At 67.5% G+C, this 22,192-nt stretch carries 22 protein-coding genes; 5 read left to right on the top strand and 17 right to left on the bottom strand.

The window, feature by feature from the left end; genetic code table 11:
- Positions 1-165: 165 nt before the first annotated feature.
- Entirely contained in the window at positions 166-1,446 is a 1,281-nt protein-coding gene (locus tag JX613_RS18020) for an O-acetylhomoserine aminocarboxypropyltransferase/cysteine synthase family protein (protein ID WP_207102856.1), read from the bottom strand.
- Positions 1,447-1,568: 122 nt separating this feature from the next.
- Here JX613_RS18020 and JX613_RS18015 point away from each other — a divergent pair, with 122 nt between their 5' ends.
- On the top strand, positions 1,569-2,246 hold the full coding sequence (locus JX613_RS18015; protein ID WP_207102855.1) for a hypothetical protein: 678 nt from the start codon (positions 1,569-1,571) through the stop codon (positions 2,244-2,246).
- A gap of 6 nt (positions 2,247-2,252) precedes the next feature.
- Here JX613_RS18015 and JX613_RS18010 read toward each other — a convergent pair whose 3' ends face one another.
- Positions 2,253-3,092 (bottom strand): AAA family ATPase, encoded by an 840-nt coding sequence (locus tag JX613_RS18010; protein WP_207102854.1) that lies wholly within the window; start codon positions 3,090-3,092, stop codon positions 2,253-2,255.
- 162 nt (positions 3,093-3,254) lie between these two features.
- Between JX613_RS18010 and dksA the strand changes: the two genes are divergently transcribed.
- Complete coding sequence (dksA, locus tag JX613_RS18005) at positions 3,255-3,677, top strand: RNA polymerase-binding protein DksA (protein ID WP_207102853.1); 423 nt, start codon at positions 3,255-3,257, stop codon at positions 3,675-3,677.
- A 3-nt stretch (positions 3,678-3,680) separates the two neighbouring features.
- Positions 3,681-4,808, top strand: a complete 1,128-nt coding sequence (locus tag JX613_RS18000) for an FAD-dependent oxidoreductase (protein ID WP_207102852.1) — start codon at positions 3,681-3,683, stop codon at positions 4,806-4,808.
- A gap of 65 nt (positions 4,809-4,873) precedes the next feature.
- Here JX613_RS18000 and glmM read toward each other — a convergent pair whose 3' ends face one another.
- Genes glmM through JX613_RS17980 form a run of 4 tightly spaced genes read right to left on the bottom strand, consistent with a single transcriptional unit; the run spans position 4,874 to position 8,700 of the window.
- Positions 4,874-6,220 carry a phosphoglucosamine mutase gene (gene glmM / locus JX613_RS17995; protein ID WP_207102851.1) on the bottom strand — a complete coding sequence of 449 codons (1,347 nt, stop codon included), beginning with the start codon at positions 6,218-6,220 and terminating at the stop codon, positions 4,874-4,876.
- On the bottom strand, positions 6,221-7,198 hold the full coding sequence (gene folP, locus JX613_RS17990) for a dihydropteroate synthase (RefSeq protein ID WP_207102850.1): 978 nt from the start codon (positions 7,196-7,198) through the stop codon (positions 6,221-6,223). It lies immediately after the preceding gene.
- On the bottom strand, positions 7,195-7,977 hold the full coding sequence (locus JX613_RS17985; RefSeq protein WP_207102849.1) for a dihydroneopterin aldolase: 783 nt from the start codon (positions 7,975-7,977) through the stop codon (positions 7,195-7,197). The genes folP and JX613_RS17985 overlap by 4 nt, the downstream gene beginning before the upstream one ends.
- Before the next feature lie 45 nt (positions 7,978-8,022).
- Positions 8,023-8,700: a cell wall hydrolase gene (locus JX613_RS17980; protein ID WP_207102848.1), complete on the bottom strand. Its 678-nt coding sequence runs from the start codon at positions 8,698-8,700 to the stop codon at positions 8,023-8,025.
- Between the two features lie 60 nt (positions 8,701-8,760).
- Between JX613_RS17980 and JX613_RS17975 the strand changes: the two genes are divergently transcribed.
- Positions 8,761-8,916, top strand: coding sequence for a hypothetical protein (locus JX613_RS17975; RefSeq protein WP_207102847.1), 156 nt, complete (start codon positions 8,761-8,763; stop codon positions 8,914-8,916).
- A 67-nt stretch (positions 8,917-8,983) separates the two neighbouring features.
- Here JX613_RS17975 and JX613_RS17970 read toward each other — a convergent pair whose 3' ends face one another.
- The 3 genes from JX613_RS17970 to JX613_RS17960 all read right to left on the bottom strand — a co-directional run bounded on the left by JX613_RS17970 (position 8,984) and on the right by JX613_RS17960 (position 12,694).
- Positions 8,984-11,527, bottom strand: coding sequence for a putative PEP-binding protein (locus tag JX613_RS17970; protein WP_207102858.1), 2,544 nt, complete (start codon positions 11,525-11,527; stop codon positions 8,984-8,986).
- 77 nt (positions 11,528-11,604) lie between these two features.
- Positions 11,605-12,195 (bottom strand): peptidylprolyl isomerase, encoded by a 591-nt coding sequence (locus tag JX613_RS17965; protein WP_207102846.1) that lies wholly within the window; start codon positions 12,193-12,195, stop codon positions 11,605-11,607.
- Positions 12,188-12,694, bottom strand: coding sequence for a peptidylprolyl isomerase (locus JX613_RS17960; RefSeq protein ID WP_207102845.1), 507 nt, complete (start codon positions 12,692-12,694; stop codon positions 12,188-12,190). The genes JX613_RS17965 and JX613_RS17960 overlap by 8 nt, the downstream gene beginning before the upstream one ends.
- A 162-nt stretch (positions 12,695-12,856) precedes the next feature.
- On the opposite strand from JX613_RS17960, the gene JX613_RS17955 reads away from it, so the two are divergent.
- A complete protein-coding gene (locus tag JX613_RS17955) occupies positions 12,857-14,062 on the top strand; it encodes a phosphoglycerate kinase (protein ID WP_207102844.1) in 1,206 nt (401 codons plus the stop codon).
- 81 nt (positions 14,063-14,143) lie between these two features.
- On the opposite strand, the gene JX613_RS17950 is transcribed toward JX613_RS17955, so the two are convergent.
- From JX613_RS17950 to JX613_RS17915, 8 genes are all read right to left on the bottom strand, one after another.
- Entirely contained in the window at positions 14,144-14,617 is a 474-nt protein-coding gene (locus JX613_RS17950) for a transglycosylase SLT domain-containing protein (RefSeq protein WP_207102843.1), read from the bottom strand.
- On the bottom strand, positions 14,610-16,004 hold the full coding sequence (gene lpdA, locus JX613_RS17945) for a dihydrolipoyl dehydrogenase (protein ID WP_207102842.1): 1,395 nt from the start codon (positions 16,002-16,004) through the stop codon (positions 14,610-14,612). Before lpdA ends, JX613_RS17950 begins: the two co-directional genes overlap by 8 nt.
- A 33-nt stretch (positions 16,005-16,037) precedes the next feature.
- The gene (locus JX613_RS17940; protein ID WP_207102857.1) at positions 16,038-16,427 is read right to left on the bottom strand and encodes an MAPEG family protein; all 390 of its coding nucleotides are present in this window, start codon (positions 16,425-16,427) and stop codon (positions 16,038-16,040) included.
- A gap of 3 nt (positions 16,428-16,430) precedes the next feature.
- Positions 16,431-16,691 carry a hypothetical protein gene (locus JX613_RS17935; RefSeq protein ID WP_207102841.1) on the bottom strand — a complete coding sequence of 87 codons (261 nt, stop codon included), beginning with the start codon at positions 16,689-16,691 and terminating at the stop codon, positions 16,431-16,433.
- A gap of 18 nt (positions 16,692-16,709) precedes the next feature.
- Positions 16,710-17,216 (bottom strand): hypothetical protein, encoded by a 507-nt coding sequence (locus JX613_RS17930; protein ID WP_207102840.1) that lies wholly within the window; start codon positions 17,214-17,216, stop codon positions 16,710-16,712.
- A gap of 12 nt (positions 17,217-17,228) precedes the next feature.
- Positions 17,229-18,842 (bottom strand): 2-oxoglutarate dehydrogenase complex dihydrolipoyllysine-residue succinyltransferase, encoded by a 1,614-nt coding sequence (gene odhB / locus JX613_RS17925; RefSeq protein ID WP_207102839.1) that lies wholly within the window; start codon positions 18,840-18,842, stop codon positions 17,229-17,231.
- A gap of 4 nt (positions 18,843-18,846) precedes the next feature.
- Complete coding sequence (locus tag JX613_RS17920; RefSeq protein WP_207102838.1) at positions 18,847-21,813, bottom strand: 2-oxoglutarate dehydrogenase E1 component; 2,967 nt, start codon at positions 21,811-21,813, stop codon at positions 18,847-18,849.
- A 53-nt stretch (positions 21,814-21,866) separates the two neighbouring features.
- The coding region (locus tag JX613_RS17915) for a hypothetical protein (RefSeq protein ID WP_207102837.1) at positions 21,867-22,192 on the bottom strand (326 nt) is incomplete at its 5' end.

Here is a 22,192-nt window from a genome sequence, read left to right as displayed (position 1 = left end):
CCGGGGGCGGACCCTGTGACCCCCGCGCCCGGCGACCTGCCCCCGCCGCTGGGCACCGACACCGGCGCGCCCGAGCCGGGCGAGCCTGTCGTGCCCATGGGCGAGGCCCCCGCAGCCCCGCCGCCCGCGAACTGACCGGACAGGGGGCCTGGCGCCCCCTGTCCTTTATGCGACCGCCGTCGCCAGCGCCTGATCCAGATCCGCGATCAGGTCGGCCGGATCCTCGATCCCGATGGACAGGCGCAGAAGATCGGGCGCGGCCCCTGCGGCGCGCTGCTGATCCTCGGTCAACTGGCGGTGCGTGGTGGATGCCGAATGGATCACCAGCGACCGCGCATCGCCCAGGTTCGCCACATGGCTGAACAGCTTCAGCGCGCCGACCAGTTTCACCGCCGCGTCATAGCCGCCCTTGACCGAAAAGGTGAACAGCGCCCCCGCGCCCTTGGGATAAAGCCGCCTGGCCGTCGCGTTCCAGGGGGACGAAGCCAGCCCCGCATAGGTCACGGCGGTGACGCGCGGGTCGTTTTCCAGCCATTCGGCGACCTTCTGGGCGTTGTCCACATGGCGGGCCATGCGCAGGCCCAGCGTCTCGATCCCCATCAGCGTGTAATGCGCGCCCTGCGGGTTCATGGTCATGCCCAGGTCGCGCAAGCCGATGGCGATGGAATGGAAGGTGAAGGCCGCCGGGCCGAAGGTTTCGTGGAAGCGCAGCCCGTGATAGGCGGGCTCGGGGTCCGACAGGCTGGGGAACTTGCCGGATGCCGACCAGTCGAACGTGCCGCTGTCCACCACCGCGCCGCCCGTCACGGTGCCGTTGCCGGTCATGTATTTGGTCAGGGAATGGACGACCAGGGTCGCGCCCATCTCGATGGGGCGGCACAGGTAGGGGGTGGCCAGCGTGTTGTCCACGATCAGGGGCACGCCCGCGGCCTTGGTGATGTCAGCCACCGCCGGAATGTCGGTGACATAGCCGCCGGGATTGCTGATCGATTCGCAGAAGACCGCGCGGGTGTCACCGTCGATGGCCCCGCGCAGGGCGTCCAGATCGTCGAAATCCACGAACTTGGCCTGCCAGCCGAACCGCCTGATGGTGTGGCTGAACTGCGTGACGGTCCCGCCGTAAAGCCGGGTCGAGGCAATGATATTCCGCCCAGGCGCCATCAGCGGGAACAGCGCCATGAGCTGCGCCGCGTGTCCCGACGAACAGCAGACTGCGCCCGCCCCGCCTTCCAGCGCGGCGACCCGGTTCTGAAGCGCGCCCACGGTCGGGTTGGTCAGGCGGGAATAGATGTAGCCGACCTCTTGCAGCCCGAACAGGCGGGCGGCGTGGTCGGTGTCCTTGAAGACATAGGATGTCGTTTGATAGATCGGCACCTGCCGCGCCCCTGTCGCGGGATCGGGAGCAGTGCCTGCGTGAATGGCGGTGGTGTCAAAGCCCTGGGTCATGTCGTCCTCCTCTGGTTTTGCGCAGAAGGTCACGACAAGGCCACGTTTTCAATTCCGAAATCGGACTTGTTCCCGCCGCGTCACGGCCCGAACATGCGGCCATCCGACAGAAAGGATCCCTCATGCGCATGATCGACCTCAGCAACTGGAACAGCATCCTGTCCACGGTGATCGGGATTGCCCTGTTCGCGCTGATCGGCATCGGCATCCGCGTGCTGGTGATGTTCACCGTCCAGCAGCGGCGCGAGCGGATGAACCGCCAGATCAACGAACGCCTGCGGGTGCTGATCGCCGCCTACAAGGTGCTGGGCGGATCCTTCACCGGCGACCTGGCGGTGGATCCCACCCACCTGCGCGACCTGCGCCAACGCGCCGCGGGGGGCGCGGACCTGCCCGAGGGGTCGGACCGCGCCCGCCGCATCCGCGACGCGGTGGAAGGCGCGCTGTCCGACATCCTGCTGCTGGGGACCGAGACCCATGTCCGCCTGGCCGAACGCGCCGCCCGCGACCTGGTGGAAGGGCGGCCCGTGCATACCGGCGACCTGGTCCGGTCCCTGCGCGACTTCATCCGCCAGGCCTTGGACCTGGACCCCGTGCCCGCGAACCTGGCCATCCCGCCCCAGGGTCCGACCCGCCCCGCGCCCGGCGGCGGCAAGGGGCGGGAGGAGGGGCGGTCCCGCAGCGGCGGCGGTGGAGGCGGCGGCGGTGAAGGGGGCGGCGGCGGCATGGGAATGGGCCTTGGCATGGGCGCGGGCCGCGCCGCCGACGATCCCGCCAGCGGACCCGGTTCTGCATCCTGAAGGGGCCTAGCGCTGCCGCCGCGCCATGAAGGCCAGCTTCTCGAACAGCGCCACGTCCTGTTCGTTCTTCAGCAGCGCGCCGTGCAGTTTCGGCAGCATCGTGTGGGGATCGCGCTTCAGATCCTCGGGCGCCAGATCCTCGGCCAGGATCAGCTTCAGCCAGTCCAGAAGCTCGCTGGTCGAGGGCTTCTTCTTCAGCCCCGGCGTGTCGCGCAGATCGAAGAACTGCGTCAGCGCCTGGTCCAGCAGCCCGCGCTTCAGCCCCGGGTAATGCACGTCCACGATGGCGCGCAGCGTCTCGGCGTCGGGAAAGCGGATATAGTGGAAAAAGCACCGCCGCAGGAACGCGTCGGGCAGTTCCTTTTCGTTGTTCGAGGTGATGATGACCACCGGCCGATGCGCGGCGCGGATCGTCTCGCCCGTCTCGTAAACGTGAAACTCCATCCGGTCGAGTTCCTGGAGCAGGTCATTGGGAAACTCGATATCGGCCTTGTCGATCTCGTCGATCAGCAGGACCACCTTGCCGGGCGCCGTGAAGGCCTGCCACAGCTTGCCCCGGCGGATATAGTTCGACACGTCATGGACCCGCGCATCGCCCAGCTGGCTGTCGCGCAACCGGCTGACGGCGTCGTATTCATACAATCCCTGCTGGGCCTTGGTGGTTGATTTCACGTGCCATTCGATGATGGGCAGGGACAGGCTTTCGGCCACCTGCCGGGCCAGCTCGGTCTTGCCGGTTCCGGGTTCCCCCTTGACCAGCAGCGGACGTTCCAGCGTCACGGCGGCATTCACCGCGATCGCCAGGTCGGGCGGGGCGACATAACGGCCGGTGCCGGTGAACTGCATGAAACACTCCTTTCAGGTGAACTGGTTGCGGACAAGCAACGCATGGTTTCGCGTCCTGTCCATGCCTGATCGTTTCGGCTAGTGACAAGCACCACGTCATACTTTAAGGGGGCGCGCAAGGTGCCGGTTTCGTGTTCCAGCCCGGCGCCGCCGGAGAGGATTATGAAAGCCCAGACCTTCCTGCCCCAGGACTATCGTCCCGCCGAGGATGAGCCCTTCATGAACGACCGGCAGCTTGAATATTTCCGGCGCAAGCTGGAAGCCTGGAAGCAGGAATTGCTGGAACAATCCGCCGAGACGCTGGAAGGCCTGCAGGACAGCGCCCGTTCGGTCCCCGACCTGGCCGACCGCGCGTCCGAGGAAACCGACCGCGCCATCGAACTGCGCACCCGCGACCGCCAGCGCAAGCTGGTCAGCAAGATCGACGCGGCCCTGCGCCGGATCGAGACGGGCGAATACGGCTATTGCGAGATGACCGGCGAGCCGATCAGCCTGAAACGCCTGGACGCCCGCCCCATCGCCACCATGACGCTGGAAGCGCAGGAACGCCACGAACGGCGCGAACGGGTCCACCGCGACGACTGACCGATGCCCGGGGCGCTGCAATCACGGCCCGTCGCCATTGTCGGCGGCGGCGTTGCGGGCCTGACCGCCGCCCTGGCGCTGCGCCTGCGCGGGGCCGAGGTCACGGTCCTGGAACGCGCCCCCGCCATCACCGAGGTAGGCGCGGGCCTGCAACTTTCCCCCAACGCGATGCGCGTCCTGGACGCGCTCGGCCTTGGCCCGGCGCTGGACGCGGTGTCGTTGCCAAGCCTTGCGGTGCGGCTGCGCGACGCCTCGGGGGCCGAGGTGGTGCGCCTGGACCTGGCCCGTCACCGCCCCGGCGCGCGGTTCCGGCTGATCCACCGCGCCCGCCTGATCGAGGTTCTGGAACAGGCCGCACTGTCGGCCGGGGTGCGGATCGACCTGGGCCAGGCCGTCGAGACGCCGCCCGAAGCCCCCCTGCTGATCGGCGCCGACGGGCTGCACAGCCGCATCCGCACGGCGCTGAACGGGCGCGAGGTGCCCTTCTTCACCGGCCAGACCGCCTGGCGCGCCGTGATCAGCGACAACGACCAGACACCCGAGGCGCAGGTCTTCATGGGCCCAAACCGCCATCTGGTCAGCTATCCGTTGGGCCAAGGCCAGCGCAACATCGTGGCCGTTCTGGAAACCCGCGACTGGCAGGACGAGGGCTGGTCGCGCCCCGACGATCCCGCCAACCTGCGCGCGGCCTTTGCCGGTTTTGGCGGCCCGGTGCCCGGCTGGCTGGCGCAGGTGGACCAGGTGCATGTCTGGGGCCTGTTCCGCCATCAGATCGCGGCCCGCTGGCAGGACGGCCGCATGGCGATCGGGGGCGACGCCGCCCATCCGACGCTGCCCTTCATGGCCCAGGGCGCCTGCATGGCGATCGAGGATGCCTGGACCCTTGCCGCCTGCCTGGACGCGACGCCCGACCAGGAAACCGCGCTGTCGCGCTATCAGAACCTGCGCAAGCCGCGCGCCGCGCGCATTGTCGCCGCCGCGAACGACAACGCCCGCAACTATCACCTGACGGGCCCCAAGCGCCTTGCCGCCCATGCCGCGCTGCGCCTTGGGGGCCGCATCGCGCCGGGCACGATCCTGTCGCGCTTCGACTGGATCTACGACTTCGATCCAGTGGCGGAAACGCCCTGAACCCCTTTCATCTTGGCTTAAATATCCCGGGGGGTCCGGGGGGCTGGCCCCCCGGCTTTGCCGTCTCAGGCCGCCTTTTCCACCGCCGCGACGATCCCGTCCACGACCTCGCGCAGGACCACCTCGTTCTCGGCCTCGGCCATGACGCGGATCAGGGGCTCGGTGCCCGACTTGCGTATCAGGACGCGGCCGGTGCCCGCCAGGCGCGCCTCGGCATCGGCGATGACCGCGCGGACGGCGGCGGCGGACAAGGGGTCGGCGCCCGCGGCGTAGCGCACGTTCTTCAGCATCTGCGGCACGGGGTCGAACTGCGCGGACAGCCGGCTGGCCGTCTGGCCGGTCTCGGCCATCGCGGCCAGGAACTGCATCGCCGCGATCAGCCCGTCGCCGGTGGTGGCATAGTCGGTCATCACGATATGGCCCGACTGCTCGCCCCCCAGGTTGAAGCCGCCCTCGCGCATCCGTTCCACCACATAGCGGTCGCCCACCTTGGTGCGTTCCAGCCGCAGGCCCCGGTCCGACAGGAAATGCTCCAGCCCCAGGTTCGACATCACGGTGGCGACCAGCGCATTGCCCCGCAGGCGGCCCTGTTCGGCCCAGCGGGCGGCCATCAGCGCCATGATCTGGTCGCCGTCGGCCACGCGGCCCTTTTCGTCGATGATGATGACCCGGTCCGCGTCGCCGTCCAGGCTGATGCCCAGATGCGCGCCGTGTTCAACCACGGCCCGCGCGCAGGCCTCGGGATGGGTGGATCCCACGCCCGCGTTGATGTTGCGCCCGTCGGGATCCACGCCGATCGAGATCACCTCGGCCCCCAGTTCCCACAACACGTCGGGCGCGGCGCGATAGGCGGCGCCGTTGGCGCAATCGATCACCACGCGCAGTCCGTCCAGCCGCTGGCCCGCCGGGAAGGTCGTCTTGGCATATTCGACATAACGGCCCCGCCCGTCGTCGATCCGCCTGGCACGGCCGATATTGGCGGGTTGGGCGGGAACGATCTCTCCGGCGACGATGGCCTCGATCTCGGCCTCGGCCTCGTCGGACAGCTTGAAACCGTCTGGGCCGAAGAACTTGATGCCGTTGTCCTCGGCCGGGTTGTGGCTGGCAGAAATCATGATGCCCACGTCCGCGCGCATCGACCGGGTCAGGAAGCCCACGGCGGGGGTCGGCACCGGGCCCAGCAGCAGCACGTTCATGCCGGTGCTGGTCAGCCCCGCCGTCAGCGCGTTTTCCAGCATGTAGCCCGACAGGCGCGTGTCCTTGCCGATCACCACGCGATGGGCGCTGTCATGCCCGTCGCGCCGGAAATACCGGCCGGCGGCGGCGCCGAGGCGCAACGCCATCTCGGCCGTCATGGGATATGTGTTGGCGCGTCCGCGCACGCCGTCGGTCCCGAACAAGCCTCTGCTCATCTATTCTGCCTTTTCGTTGTCATTGACGGCCTGCCACAGCCGCAAACCCTGAACCAGACCGCGCACGTCATGGACGCGGTGAACCTGCACCCCCTGCGCCACCGCCGCCAGGGTCAGCGCAAGCGTCCCCGGGGATCGGTCGGCGGGATCCTCCGCCTTCCCGATCGTGCCGATGAACCGCTTGCGCGAGACGCCCAGCAGGATCGCGCAGCCAAGCCCATGATACAGCGAAATCCGCCGCAGGATGGCAAGATTGTGGGCCTGCGTCTTGCCGAAACCGATGCCCGGATCGACGACGATATGCGCGCGCGGGATGCCCGCCGCCTCGGCCCGGCGGATGCGGGCCTCCAGCGCGTCATAAACGTCCAGCAGCACGTCGTCATAGCACGGATCGTCCTGCATCGTCGCGGGCAGGCCCCGGGCGTGCATCAGGCAGACCGGCACCTGCGCCTGCGCCACCAGGGGGGGCAGGGCAGGGTCGAAGTCGAAGCCTGACACGTCGTTGACCATCGCCGCCCCGGCCTCCAGCGCGGCGAGCGCCACGGGGGCCTTGCGCGTATCGACCGACACCGGCGCGCTGCCGGACAGCGCGCGGATCGCGGGGGTGATGCGGGCGATCTCATCGGCCACCGGAACCTCGGCCGCCCCGGGCCGGGTGGATTCGCCGCCGATGTCCAGAAGGTCGGCGCCCTCGTGGATCAGCTGCCGCCCATGCCCGGCGGGGTCATAGGCGCCGCCGTCCGAAAAGCTGTCGGGCGTGGCGTTGACGATGCCCATGACGCGGGGGCGGTCCAGCGACAGCCCGGCCAAGGCGGGACGGGGAGCGGTCAGGCGCTCCAGCACCTCGGCGGGAATGGCGTTGCCGACGCGGGGCGGGCGGCCACGTTCCAGGATCTCGACCTGCGAAAACCGGATCCAGCCGCCTGCCAGAGGATAGCGGCCATGCGGGATGGGCAGCGGGCGGTAATAGAGCGTCATTCCGCAGCCCCGGGGATTCGGCCCACCGGAATGGCAAGCCCATCCGGGGCAGGGGGCGCGTCGGCTGCAAAGTCGATGCGGTCGGCGGCAAGGCGCGGGGCCAGCCAGAAGGCCAGGGCGGGGGCCTCGGGCGCGGTCGCGGGGGCCTCGACCGCCAGCCGCGCGGGGGCCCAGACCACCGGGCGTTCGTCGCGGATGGCGGCGTCAAGTTCGGTCCGCGTCTCGGCCACCTCGACCCCCAGGGCCTGCGCCAGGATCCAGGCGGCCTGATCAAGGCCCAGCAGGGCGATACGCCGCGCATCGCCCCCCTGCGGCAGCGGCAGGGCGGGGGCGGCGGGCAGCAGGATCACGGCGCCTGTGGGCAGGGCCGCGGGCTGGCCCACGACGATCCGCACCCGCAGGTGCTGGCGCGCCACCGCCACGCGGCCCGCATCGCGGCTGATGGTGATGCCCAGGGCGCCGGGCCCCCGGTCCAGCTTTTCCACGCAAACCTCGATCCGGGCGGCCTGCGGATGGGCCAGCACCTCGGCGGCGATGCGTTCGGCCAGCGTCTCGACCAGGTTGTAACGCTGGTCGGCCAGGGCGGCATCGACCGCCTGGACCAGCACGTCATAGGACAGGATCCGATCCACATGGTCGTCGCCCGCGTCCACGGGATCGCGCAGATCGACGGTCAGGGCAAAGCGCAGGCGCTGCGTCTGGCCGCGTTCGGACTGGAAGGCGCCGATTTCGGCGGCAACGACATGGTCGCGCAGGTGGATGCGGTCGGGCTGGTTCATGCCCGGTTATTCACAGCAAATCCCGCCCGCAGGCAAGCCCGGCCTTCAGTTCGAGGCGACGCGCTGCCCGCCGGGGCGATAGAAGATGTGCTGGCCGATCTGCACGGTGCGCTGGAAGCGGCGCGACCAGGCCGGGCGGACGGCGGGGGTGTGGAAATAGGTGGCCCCGCCGGTCAGCACGCGCGGCGCGCCCGCCAGGGCATGGCGGGCGATGTCGCGGGCGCGCAGATAGGCGGCCTTGTTGCCGATCGCCTTGCGCCCGCCGATGGTATAGCTGAACTGGCTGGGCTGGTTCACCACCCCGCAGACAGATGAGGCGAATTGCCGGCTGTCCACGCGGTTCAGGATCACCTCGGCCACGGCGGCCTGGCCGCGGGTGCTTTCGCCGCGCGCCTCGTGATAGATCGCCTCGGCCAGGCAGTTCAGGTCGCGTTCGTCGAACCGGCCCCGCGTGGCCTTGGCGGTGCTGGCCAGCAGCATGTTGGCGTCGGGATTTTCATCGGCAGCACGATTTTCGGCCTTCACAGGCTCGGCATCCGTATATAGAAGCGGCTTCGGGCGGCGGGCGTCGCCTGCATGTGCGGCAGCCAGGGTCGGGGCATCGAACAGCCCGGAATCGGTCGAGAACAGCGAGCCGTTGCCCGCGAATGCGCTTGTCGCAGTCAGGGTCAGGGCGGCGGCGCACAGGCAAGACGGCGCCAACCGCTGAAGCAGCGTTTTCATATCTATCCCTATAACCGTGCCTGGTGGACAGGTCGTTAAGATCCCCAAGGTCCAGATCAGATGGACGCCAGCGGGGTCAGCGGAATGATTACGGTTTTAACGACCGGCTCATCTACGGAACTTGCCCGTGAAGACCCGGATGGGGACAAAACCGGCGATTTCCGGCAGCATCCCGCCGACCCGAAAAGCGCCGACCGGCGGGTTTCGGCAAAATGACAACCTGCAAGGGTGCGGCAAGGGACTGTCGCAACGCGACAATCCGCGTCCAGCGACGGCGAATCAGTCAGCCGTCCGGGTGCAAAAGCCGCGCGCGCAGGGCCGATTGCGCCGCCGCCAGCCGCGCCACCGGCACCCGGAAGGGCGAGCAGGAGACATAATCGAAGCCCGCATCGTGGCAGAAGGCGATCGATTCGGGATTGCCGCCATGTTCCCCGCAGACCGAGATGGTGATGCCCGAATGCTGCTGGCGCGCCCGCTGCGCCCCCGTCAGCAGCAATTCCCCCACGCCGTCCTGGTCCAGGCAGTGGAAGGGATCTTCCTCATAGACACCCTGGCCGACATAGGTGCCCATGAAGCGCCCGGCATCGTCGCGCGACAGGCCGTATGTCATCTGCGTCAGGTCGTTCGTGCCGAAGGACAGGAAGGCCGAATGCGCGGCGATGTCGCCCGCCCGCAGGCAGGCGCGCGGCGTTTCGACCATCACCCCCAGGCGATAGGTGAAATCGGCGTGGCGGTCGTTCCTGACGGCGGCGGCCACGGCGTCGATGCGGTTCTTGACCAGCTCGACCTCTCGCATGGCGCTGACCAGGGGGATCATGATTTCCGGAACCACGGGGTCGCCCTTGCGGCTGGCCTCGACCGTGGCCTCGAAGATGGCGCGGGCCTGCATGTCATAGATTTCGGGGACGGTGATGCCCAGGCGGACCCCGCGCATCCCCAGCATGGGGTTGAATTCCGACAGCGCCTCGACCCGGCGGGTCACGTCGGACAAGGGCAGGTCCATGGCATCGGCCAGTTCGCGCAGCCCCTCGCGGTCGTGGGGCAGGAACTCGTGCAAGGGCGGGTCGAACAGGCGGATGGTGACGGGCAGGCCCGCCATGATCTCGAACAAAGCGGTGAAATCCTGGCGCTGCATGGGCAGGATGCGGTCCAGCGCCAGGCGGCGGTCCTGGGGGGTGTCGGCAAAGATCATCTCGCGCATGGCGGGCAGGCGCTCGGCGTCGAAGAACATGTGTTCCGTGCGGCAAAGGCCGATGCCCTGCGCGTTGAAGCGCCGGGCGGTCAGGGCGTCCTCGGGCGTGTCGGCATTGGCGCGCACGCCGATCCCGCCCTCGGCATCGGCCCAGTCCAGAAGCTGCGCGAAGTTGTCGTCCAGCGCCGGTTCCAGCAGGGAAACGCGGCCCGCCAGCACCTCGCCGCTGGACCCGTCGATGGTGATCTCGTCGCCTTCCAGCAGCGTGACGGCCCCGGCGCGGAGCGTCCGTTGCCGTGCGTCGATGCTGATGCCGGTGGCGCCCACGATGCAGGGCAGGCCCATGCCGCGCGCGATCACGGCGGCATGGCTGGTGGTGCCGCCCCGTTCGGTCAGCACGCCGACCGAGGCGTGCATCCCGCGCACATCCTCGGGCGCGGTTTCGCGGCGGACCAGGATGCAGGCCTCGTCCCGCGCGGCCGCCGCCTGGGCCGCGGCCGAGGTAAAGACGATCCGGCCGGTGGCCGCGCCGGGGCTGGCGTTGATGCCGCGCGCGATCACCTCGCGGGGCGCGCGCGGGTCGACCTGCTGGTGCAAAAGATCCGCCAGCGCGCGGGGTTCGACGCGCATCACGGCCTCGGATTCCGGGATGATGCCGTCGCGGGCCAGGGCCACGGCGATGCGGACGCCCGCGCGGGACGTGCGCTGGACCCGCACGGCGTCGATGATCGAGATATGGCCATCGGCCACCACGAACTCGATCTGCATTTCCTCGCGCAGGCGTTCGCGGGCGGCAACGCCGAAGCGGATCAGGTCGGCAAAGACCTCGGGCGCGCTGTCTTCCAGGGATGGGCCGCGCTCGTCATGGGTCAGGAACTGGGTTTCCGCCCCCGCCCCTTCGGCGCCGCCGTGATGCTGGCGCTTGAAGCGGCCGGTGACGCGGGGCGCGCCGGTGACGGAATCGACGAACTGGATGCTGCCCGACCCGCACAGCCCCGGACCCAGGCCAAGCGCCATCTGCTGGACGACCAGCCCCAGCGGCGCATCCGGGGGCGCGCCCTTGGCCTGGCGCAGCAGCCGGGCGGTCGGGCCGTCCCAGGCACGCGCCATGGACCGCAGCACCTCGGCCAGTTGGGTGGCGGGATCCTGGGGGAAGTCCTCGTCGGTCTCATCCCGGTAACAGCGCAGCGCCTCGGCCAGGGCGTCGTCGCCGTCCTGGGCGAACATGTCGGGATCCAGCCGCGCGATGTGGATCGCATAGCCCTGGACAAAGCGGCGATACAGGGTGTCGGCATTGGCGCGGCCGATGCGCCGGGCCAGCCGGTCGTGGGTCTGGTCGTTGATGCCGACGTTCAGGATGGTGCCCGGCCCCCCCCATTCCGGCATCATGGCCGAGGGGCGGACGCTGACCAGCCCGTCGCCTTCGCTGAACAGATCCGAAAGCGCCCCCAGATCGACCCGCTTGCCGGTGGCGATGGACTGCACGGTTTCCGAAGGAATGGCAAAGCTGCGCGGCACCGGCAGGCGCATCCTGACCAGCCGTTGCAGGCATTTCGCCCGCCAGCCGTGGCAGGCGCGTTCGACCCCGGCCGAGGGGGTGATCTCTGTCACATCGGGAAGGCTGCGCGGTTCCATGTCGCGCGAAAGATAGGCGTGGGGCAGGCAATGCCGCAAGCGCGAAAAAGGGGGCCGGGGCCCCCTTTCGTGCAGTCTTATTCGACGATCGTGACCTTGGCCATGTAATCGGGGGCCTCGACCGTGCCATTGGCGTTCGCATCGCCCTTCTTGATCTGGGTCAGCACGTCCCAGCCATCGACCAGCTGGCCCACGACGGTGTATTGCCCGTCAAGAAAGGTCGCGGGGGCCAGGTCGATGAAGAACTGGCTGTTGGCGCTGTTCGGATCCTGCGCGCGGGCCATGCCCACGGTGCCCGCCTGGAACGAGACATCGTTGAACTCGGCCTCGAGATCCGGCTTGCCGGACCCGCCGGTGCCTGCCATGGCGATGCTGGCGCCGCCCTGCTTGCCATGTTCGACATCGCCGGTCTGGGCCATGAAGCCGTCGATCACGCGGTGGAAGACCACGCCGTCATAGGCGCCGGCCTTGGCCAGTTCCACCAGCCGCGCGACATGGTTCGGCGCCTTGTCGGCCAGCAGGTCCAGCGTGATGGTGCCCTTGGGCGTGCCGTCGGCGGCGGCGACCTCGATCACCATGTTCGGGCCGGGGCCGTCCTGATGCGCGGGTTCCTGGGCATGGGCGGCGGATGCCGCCAGGATCAGGGCGGGGATCAGGGCCTTACGCATCGGCGGCCACCTTGACGCTGATCATGCGGTCGGGGTTCGCGGGCGGCTCTCCGCGCGCGATCTTGTCCACATGCTCCATACCGGAAATCACCCGGCCATAAACGGTGTACTGGCCGTTCAGGAAGTGGTTGTCCTTGAAGTTGATGAAGAACTGGCTGTTGGCGCTGTTGGGGTTCTGCGAGCGCGCCGCGCCCAGGGTGCCCCGGTCATGCGGCAGCTTGGAAAATTCCGCCGGAAGATCGGGCAGGTCGGAACCGCCGGTGCCCGCGCGGCCGGGGTTGTAGTTGTTTTCCATGTTGGCGTGCTGCACGTCGCCGGTCTGGGCCATGAAGCCCTCGATCACGCGGTGGAAGGCCACGTTGTCGTATTTCCCGGCGCGGGCCAGTTCCTTCATGCGCGCGGCATGTTTGGGGGCCACATCGGTCAGCAGCTGGATGACGACGGGGCCATCCTTCAATTCGATGATGATGGTGTTTTCGGGATCGGTGATCTCGGCCATGCGGCCCTCCTTTGCCACGTTTGCGTCTTGGTCTAGGGCTTCGGCGCCCCAAGGGCAACGCGCAAAGCCGTTCACGCAACCATCACCCTTATGCGAGTGTTGACGCCACCCGCCCCATGCGGGACAAGCCCGCAACGCCCCAATGCCCGAAAGGACGACACGATGGCCGATTTCAAGACAATCGATGACCTGGACATGGACGGCAAGGTCGTCCTGACCCGTGTGGACGTGAACGTGCCGGTGGAAAACGGCCGCGTGACCGACGCCACCCGGATCGAGAAGATCGTGCCCACGGTCAAGGACATCCAGGCCAAGGGGGGCATCCCCGTCCTGCTGGCGCATTTCGACCGGCCCAAGGGCAAGCGCGTTGACAGCATGAGCCTGAAGCAGATCGTCCCCGCGCTGGAGGCTGCGTTGGGGCAGCCCGTGGTCTTCGCGGACGACTGCATCGGCGGCCCCGCCAAGCGCGTGGTGGCGGGCCTCAAGCCGGGCGATGTGGCGCTTTTGGAAAACACCCGCTTCCATGAGGGCGAGGAAAAGAACGATCCCACCTTCGCGGCGTCCCTGGCCGCCTTGGGCGGGGTTTTCGTGAACGACGCCTTTTCCGCCGCGCATCGGGCGCATGGATCGACCGAAGGGCTGGCGCGGCTGCTGCCCTCGGGCGCGGGTCGTCTGATGGAGGCGGAACTCAAGGCGCTGGACGCGGCGCTTGGCAATGCGCAGCGGCCGGTCATGGCGGTGGTGGGCGGGGCCAAGGTCTCGACCAAGCTGGATCTGCTGATGAACCTGGTGGACAAGGTCGATCACCTGGTCATCGGCGGCGGGATGGCCAACACCTTCCTGGTCGCCAAGGGGGTCGAGGTCGGCAAGTCCCTGGCCGAACGCGACATGGCCGACACCGCGCGCCAGATCCTGGACAAGGCCGACCAGGGCGGCTGCGTGATCCATCTGCCGCTGGACATCGTCGTGGCGCGCGAATTCAAGGCGGGCGCCGAATCCCAGGTGCTGCCGGTCGATCAATGCCCGGCGGACGCGATGATCCTGGACGCGGGTCCGGCGACCGTCGAGGCGCTGCGCGATGCCATGGCCCGCTGCAAGACGCTGATCTGGAACGGCCCCCTGGGCGCCTTCGAGATCGAGCCCTTCGACCGCGCCACCAACGCGGCCGCCCAGGCGGCAGCAGAACTGACCCGTGAAGGCAGGCTGATTTCGGTCGCAGGCGGCGGCGATACGGTCGCGGCGCTGAACAAGGCGGGTGCGGCGGGCGATTTCACCTTCATCTCGACCGCCGGGGGGGCCTTCCTGGAATGGATGGAAGGCAAGGAACTGCCCGGCGTGGCGGCGTTGAAGGCGGCGCGGCACGTTTGACAAAAGAAAGGGGGCGCTCGCGCCCCCTCTTGCGCCTTGGCGCAATTCACCCCCTGAGGATATTTGCGTGAAGAAGAAATCCTAGCTGCGCAGGCCGGTCTTCTTCAGCAGACCCTTGCGCTTGGCCTCATAGTAGTAGCCGCGCGAATACCACATGACCGTCCGGTCGGGATCGCCCTCGGCCACCATCCAGGCGCCGCGCAGGTATTTCACGCCATAGCGCAGGTTCGTGTCGGCATCGAGCAGGCTGGCGGCAGGTCCGCGATGGCCCATCGTCCGCGCGGTCTGCGGGTTCAGCTGCATCAGCCCGTAATAGGGGCCGTTCCGCAGCCCGGGATTGTGCTGCGATTCCCGCAGGATGATCCGCTGCACGATGGCGGGCGGCACGTCGTAGTGATCGGCCCAGAAGTTGATGCGCGACCGCAGCTGCGGCGTCTCGTTGGGGTAAAGCCCGTTGCGTCCGATGTCGCCCGGCATCTTCCGGTCGCCCCCGCCGCCGCAGGCGGCAAGGGCAAGCGTGGCAAGGATCAGGCCGCGGCGGCCAAGGTCAGACATGGATCGCGCCGTCCCCGCAGGCAAGCGCCGCTTCCCGCACCGCTTCCGAGGTGGTCGGATGCGCGTGGCAGGTCAGCGCCAGATCCTGGGCGGCGGCGCCGAATTCCATGGCCACGCAGACCTCGTGGATCATCTCGCCCGCGTTGGGGCCAATGATGTGGCAGCCGAGGATCCGGTCGGTGTCCGCATCCGCGATCAGCTTGACGAAGCCGTCCGCCTGCATCACCGCCTTGGCGCGCGCATTGCCCATGAAGGGAAACTTGCCCACCTTGATCTTGCGCCCGGCGGCCTTGGCGGCGTCCTCGGTCAGGCCGACGGCGGCGACTTCGGGCATGGTGTAGATCACGCCGGGGATCACATCATAGTTGACGTGGCCGTGCTTGCCCGCGATCACCTCGGCGACCGCCATGCCCTCGTCCTCGGCCTTGTGGGCCAGCATCGGGCCGGGGGCCGCGTCGCCGATGGCATAGATGCCGGGGACCGAGGTCTGCCAGTGGCCGTCCACCTTGACATAGCCCCGGTCGGTCATCTGCACGCCCACGGCGTCAAGGCCCAGGCCGTCGGCATAGGGGCGGCGGCCGGTGGCGACCAGCACGACCTCGGCCTCCAGCGCCTGTTCGCTGTTGTCCTTGCGCAGGGTATAGCTGACCTTGGCTTTTCCATCAGCGGTGTCCACCCCCGACACGGCGGCGCCCAGGACGAACTTGAGCCCCTGCTTGGTTAGGATCTTCTGGAACTGCTTCTGCACCTCGGCGTCCATGCCGGGGGTGATGGCGTCCAGGTATTCGACCACCGTGACCTCGGTGCCCAGGCGGGCATAGACGGAGCCCAGTTCCAGCCCGATCACGCCTGCGCCGATCACGACCATGGATGCGGGGATCCTGGGCAGGGTCAGCGCGCCGGTCGAATCCACCACGACGCCCGCGTCGTTGTCCACTGTCACGCCCTTCAGCGCGGTCGGGACCGAGCCGCTGGCGATCACGATGTTCTTCGTCTCATGAACCGTGTCGCCGACCTTGACGCGGCCCGGGGCCTCGATCACCGCCCAGCCTTTCAGCCAGTCGATCTTGTTCTTCTTGAACAGGAACTCGATGCCCTTGGTGTTGCCGCCGACCGTTTCGGCCTTGTAGGCCTGCATCTTCTGCCAGTCGATCTCGACATGGCCCACGTTCAGACCCATCCTGGCGAAATTCTCGTGCGTCTCGTGCGCCATGTGGCTGGCGTGCAGCAGCGCCTTGGACGGGATGCAGCCCACGTTCAGGCAGGTGCCGCCCAGCGTCTCGCGCCCCTCGACGCAGGCGACCCTGAGGCCCAGTTGGGCTGCCCGGATCGCGCAGACATAGCCGCCCGGCCCGGCGCCGATCACGATCAGATCATAGGTGGACATGGCTTGTTCCTTCTTGTCCCTCGGGGCCGCGGGTCAGACCAGCGCGGCCAGTATCATCAACATCGTCGCCGCGAACCCCACGGCCCAGATGACCGAGCGCCAGGGCACCCAGCCAAGAACATAGGCCGGGACATAAAGCAGTCGCGCGGCAAGATAAATCCATGCGCAGGTGGCGGTCACGGCGCTGGCCTGCCCGCCCAGCGTCACCACGACCACGGCCAGCGTGAACAGGATCAGCCCTTCGAAATGATTGTTCAGCGCACGGTGCAGGCGGCCTGCGGTTCCCTTCAACGGGGGAACATCGTCGCGCGGACCCATCGCCACCCTGGGGCCGACCTGAAGGTTGGCCGCGATGGAAAAGGCTGCGAACTGGACGGCCTGCAACAGACCCGCAAGCGCCAGGACGGTCAGTTCGGCGGTCATCATTCAGGCGGTTTCCAGGAAATGGAACTCGGTGGCCGTCACGCCAGCCTGCGCATTGAAGGCGCCCGCCCCAGACGACAGATAGGCCCGCGCCGCCTTGGCGTCGTTCACCTGATACAGCGCCCAGGCATTGCCGCCATCCTCGCGCCACAATTGCAGCAGGGACAAGCCGTTCTGGCCCCGATCCTCGGCATCCGCGTCGAAGGCCGCGCGGAAGGCGGCATAGTCGGCGATGGTGTAATGGACGATCAGTTGATTGGTCATGCATTCATCTCCATGAGCCTAGGAAATCACTGCGCGATAGCTGGTTTCTTCATTCATACCGTGATGAAGCGCGCCTATATAAGCAACAAAGTAAACAACCAAAAATGGCGGGAAGAAAATGCTGATAACGATACAAAGCGCAGCAAACAGCCAAGGAGATTTGATGAATGTCGGCAGTAATCCGACCGCATCAAGCAGATCGACGTGAAAATTCCAGAGCGCCGCAGTGATCGCAAGTCCAGAAGTAATCAACGAAACTAGTGCGTTTTCAACCTTCTTATCATTCATCACAGGCTGAGGCTGATCCGAGATTGTTTTTTCCACGCTCTCGTCGGGCTTAGGGACGGCGTGATCTGGCACAGAGGCATGATATCGACTGCCTACCAGCCAACCAATAAATCCACCAAGAGGCGCAAAGATAATGGCTGCGTTGTAGGCCGTGCCTCCAGCCGCAACGCCCATTGATAGGCCTGCAAAGAGGCCTATCAATGTTCCCGCTAAGATAAATGCCAGGATACGAGACATCGCTATCTTGGATCACAGATCCATCAGCAGGCGGCGCGGATCCTCCAGCGCCTCTTTCACCCGCACGAGGAAGGTCACGGCGCCCTTGCCGTCCACGATCCGGTGGTCATAGGACAGCGCCAGATACATCATCGGGCGGATGACGATCTGCCCGCCCACGACCATCGGGCGGTCCTGGATCTTGTGCATCCCCAGGATCCCCGACTGCGGGGGGTTCAGGATGGGCGAGGACATCAGCGAGCCGTAAACACCGCCGTTCGAGATGGTGAAGGTGCCGCCCTGCATTTCCTGCATGGTCAGCTTGCCGTCGCGGCCCTTGGCGCCCAGTTCGGCGATTTCCTTCTCGATCGCGGCAAAGCCCTTCTGGTCGGCGTCGCGCACGACCGGGACGACCAGGCCGGACGGGGTGCCCACGGCCACGCCCATGTTGACGTAGTTCTTGTAAACCACGTCGGTGCCGTCGATTTCCGCGTTGACCTCGGGGACTTCCTTCAGCGCGTGGCAGCAGGCCTTCACGAAGAAGGACATGAAGCCCAGCTTGACCTTGTGCTTCTTCTCGAAGGCGTCCTTGTATTCGTTGCGAAGCTGCATGATGCCGGACATGTCGGCCTCATTATAGGTGGTCAGCATCGCCGCCGTGTTCTGCGCGTCCTTCAGGCGCCGCGCGATGGTCTGGCGCAGGCGGGTCATCTTGACGCGTTCCTCGCGCGCGGCGTCCTGGGCCGGGCGGGGGGCGGCGGGGGCAGGGGCGGGCTTCGCAGCAGGTTGGGCGGCGGGCTGTGCCTTGGCCACGTCTTCCTTCATCACGCGGCCGTCGCGGCCCGAACCCGTCACCTGATCGCGGCTGACGCCCTTTTCGGCCATGGCCTTGCGGGCCGAGGGCGCATCCTCGACATCCGTGCGCGGCTTCATGTCCTCGGGGCCCGCGCCGGGGGAACCGACCTGGCCTGCCGTCACGCCATCCTCGCCGCCCGAGGCGGAGCCGACCGGGGCCTCGGCGTTGCCATAGGCGCCCTTGTGGTCAGCCGCGCCGCTGGCGGGCTTGCCGGCCGAAGCGGCACCCGCCGCGCCTTCGGTGATGATCGCAAGGCGCGCCTTGGCATCGACGGTCGCGCCTTCCTCGGCCAGGATCTCGGCCAGGACGCCTGCGGCGGGGGCGGGAACCTCGACCGAAACCTTGTCGGTTTCCAGTTCGCACAGCATCTCGTCCACCGCGACGCTGTCGCCCGGCTTCTTGAACCAGGTGGCGACCGTCGCCTCGGTCACGCTTTCGCCAAGGGCGGGGACCATCACGTCCACGGTTTTGCCGCTCATGTTTTTCTGTCCTTCCGGGGTCTTCTGGGCCGTCTGCGGTGCGGCCTGCGGTTGTTCTTTGGGGGCTTCGGCGCCGGCGTCAGAGATCTGGGCCAGCAGGGCGTCGGGGCCGACGGTCTCGCCTTCCAGGGCGAGGATCCGGGCCAGGGTGCCCGCCGCGGGGCTTGGCACCTCGACCGTCACCTTGTCGGTTTCCAGCTCGCACAGCATTTCGTCCACCGCGACGGCGTCACCCGGCTTCTTGAACCAGGTGGCGACGGTCGCCTCGGTGACGGATTCGCCCAGGGCGGGCACGCGGACTTCGGTGGGCATCGGCTTATCCTTCAAGCGACAGCGCCTCGGACACCAGCGCCTCTTGTTCCGCCTTGTGGCGCGAGCCGAGGCCCGTGGCGACCGAGGCGGCGGCGTTGCGGCCCACATAGCGGGCGCGGTTGTGGCGCGCACCCAGCCGGTCCAGCGACCATTCCAGATAGGGCTCGACAAAGCTCCACCCGCCCTGGTTCTTGGGTTCCTCCTGGCACCAGATGATTTCCGCGTCCTTGAAGCGGGCCAGTTCCTTGACCATCGACTGCGCGGGGAAGGGATAGAACTGTTCCAGCCGCAGCAGATAGATGTCGTCGATCCCGGCCTCGTCCCGCGCCTTCAGCAGGTCGTAATAAACCTTGCCCGAACAGATCACGACGCGGCGGATGCGGTGATCGGGCACCAGCGTGGTGTCCGAATTGCCGTGCTGCGCGTCGTCCCACAAGACGCGGTGGAAGGTCGATCCGGTCTGGAAATCCTCGGCCCGGCTGATGGCCTTGGGATGGCGCAGCAGCGATTTCGGCGTCATCAGCACCAGGGGCTTGCGGAAGCGGCGGTGCATCTGGCGGCGCAGGATGTGGAAATAGTTGGCCGGGGTCGTGCAGTTGGCGACGATCCAGTTGTCCTCGGCGCACATCTGCAGGAAGCGTTCCAGGCGGGCGGAGGAATGCTCCGGCCCCTGGCCCTCGAAGCCGTGGGGCAGCAGCATCACCAGGCCCGACATGCGCAGCCATTTCTTCTCGCCCGAGGAGATGAACTGGTCGAACATGATCTGCGCGCCGTTGGCGAAATCGCCGAACTGGGCTTCCCACATCACCAGGGCATTGGGTTCGGCCAGCGAATAGCCGTATTCAAAGCCCAGCACCGCGTATTCCGACAGCATCGAGTCGATGACCTCGTAATGCGCCTGGCCTTCCGCGATGTGGTTCAGGGGGTAATAGCGGTCCTCGGTCTTCTGGTCGATGAAGGCCGAATGGCGCTGGCTGAAGGTGCCGCGCGTGCTGTCCTGACCTGCCAGCCGCACGCCCTTGCCTTCCAGCAGCAGCGACCCGAAGGCCAGCGCCTCGCCCGTGGCCCAGTCGAAGCCCTGGCCCGTCTCGAACATCTGGCGCTTGGCGTCCAGCAACCGGCCCACGGTCTTGTGCAGGTTGTGGCCTTCGGGAACCGTGGTCAGCGCGCGGCCGATCTGGGCCATGGTCGAAGGCTCGATCCCGGTTTCACCGGACACGTATTCCGCGCCCTCGCGGTCCAGGCCCGACCACTTGCCGTCCAGCCAGTCGGCCTTGTTCGGCTTGAAGGCCTTGCCCACCTCGAATTCCTCGTTGAGGTGGTTCTGGAAGGCGGCCTTCATGTCCTCGATCTCGCCCTCGGGGATCAGCCCGTCGGCGACCAGGCGTTCGGTGTAAAGCTGCAGCGTGGTCTTGTGGCCCTTGATGCGGTTGTACATCGCCGGGTTGGTGAACATCGGCTCGTCGCCTTCGTTGTGACCGAAGCGGCGATAGCAGAAGATGTCGATGACCACGTCCTTCTGGAACTTCTGCCGGAACTCGGTCGCGACCTTGGCGGCATGGACCACGGCCTCGGGGTCGTCGCCGTTCACGTGGAAGATCGGCGCCTCGACCATCAGCGCGATGTCGGTCGGATAAGGCGAGGTGCGGCTGAAATGCGGCGCGGTGGTGAAGCCGATCTGGTTGTTCACCACGATATGGATGCAGCCGCCGGTGCGGTGGCCCTTGATGCCCGACAGTTGCAGGCATTCCGCGACAACGCCCTGGCCCGCGAAGGCCGCGTCGCCATGCAGCAGGATCGGCAGCACCGCCGTGCGGTCATGCGTGTCGCCCAGTTGGTCGCCCTTGGCGCGCGCCTTGCCCAGCACGACCGGGTTCACGGCCTCAAGGTGGCTGGGGTTGGCGGTCAGCGACAGGTGAACCGTGTTGCCGTCGAATTCCCGGTCGCTGGAGGCACCCAGGTGGTATTTCACGTCGCCCGAACCGTCCACGTCCTCGGGCTTGAAAGAGCCGCCCTGGAATTCGTGGAAGATCGCCCGGTAGGGTTTCGACATGACGTTGGCCAGGACCGACAACCGGCCCCGGTGCGGCATCCCCACGACGATTTCCTTCACGCCAAGCGCACCGCCGCGCTTGATGATCTGCTCCATCGCCGGGATCAGCGCCTCGCCCCCGTCAAGGCCGAACCGCTTGGTGCCCATGTATTTCACATGCAGGAACTTCTCGAAGCCCTCGGCCTCGACCAGCTTGTTCAGGATGGCGCGGCGGCCTTCCTGGGTGAACTGGATTTCCTTGCCATAGCCTTCGATGCGTTCCTTCAGCCAGCCCGCTTCCTCGGGGTTCGAGATGTGCATGAACTGGATCGCGAAGGTGCCGCAATAGGTCCGCTGCATCAGGTCGGTGATCTGGCGGATGGATGCGATTTCCAGCCCCAGCACGTTGTCGATGAAGATCGGCCGGTCCATGTCGCCGGGGCCGAAGCCATAGGTCGCAGGGTTCAGCTCGCCATGGTCGGGCACGTCGCGCAGGCCAAGGGGATCGAGGTTCGCGTGCAGGTGGCCCCGGATGCGGAAGGCGCGGATCAGCATCAGCGCGCGGATCGAGTCCAGCACCGCCTGGCGCATCTGGTCCTCGGTCAGGCTGACGCCCTTTTCCTCGGCCTTGGCGGCAATCTTCTTCATCGCGGCCTTGGCTTCGTCCTTGGACGCCATCGGCCATTCGCCGGTCAGGGCGGCGGTGTTCTCGTCCGTGGGAACCGGCGGCCAGTCGGCGCGCTTCCAGCTGGCGCCGCTGGCCTCGCGCGCGGCGTCCTCTCCGGCATCGCCCAGGCTGCGGAAGAAGGCGTCCCAGCCGGCGTCGAAGGCCCCCGGGTTCTGCGCCCACTGGCCATAGAGCTGTTCGATATAGGCGGCGTTATGCCCTTGCAGGAAGGACGAGTCGTGGAAATCGGCGTTGTTGGGTTGGTCGGTCATGGGGTCTCGCGTCCTTGACGCAATGGGGGATAGGGCGGGGATGGGATGCGGCGTCAGGCGGCGCTGCAGGTGACGATCATCATCTGGACGCCGGGCATGGCGCTGCCCGCGCCCGGCTTGTTGGTGCGGCTGTCTTCCAGGCTGCGGCCCGCCTGGCGGCAAAGCTGCGCGGGCGCAGCGTCGATTTTCGCGTCATCGGTCTGGGCGGGGCGGAACAGCACGGTGAAGCGGCTGTCCGCATCCCCGGTCACGGAAATCAGCGAGGCCTGGTGCAGCCCGGTGCGGCTGTCCACCGGGCCGGTCGGGGCAGGGGGCGCGACAGGGGCGGCCACGGGCGGCGCGACGGGCGCCGGGGGCGTGACCGGACGCGGCGCGGCGG

The organism is Paracoccus shandongensis, from assembly GCF_017315735.1.
In the GTDB taxonomy this organism is placed as follows: domain Bacteria; phylum Pseudomonadota; class Alphaproteobacteria; order Rhodobacterales; family Rhodobacteraceae; genus Paracoccus; species Paracoccus shandongensis.
Note: the sequence above shows the minus strand (reverse complement) of the source record. Positions and strands in the feature narration are given on the sequence as shown.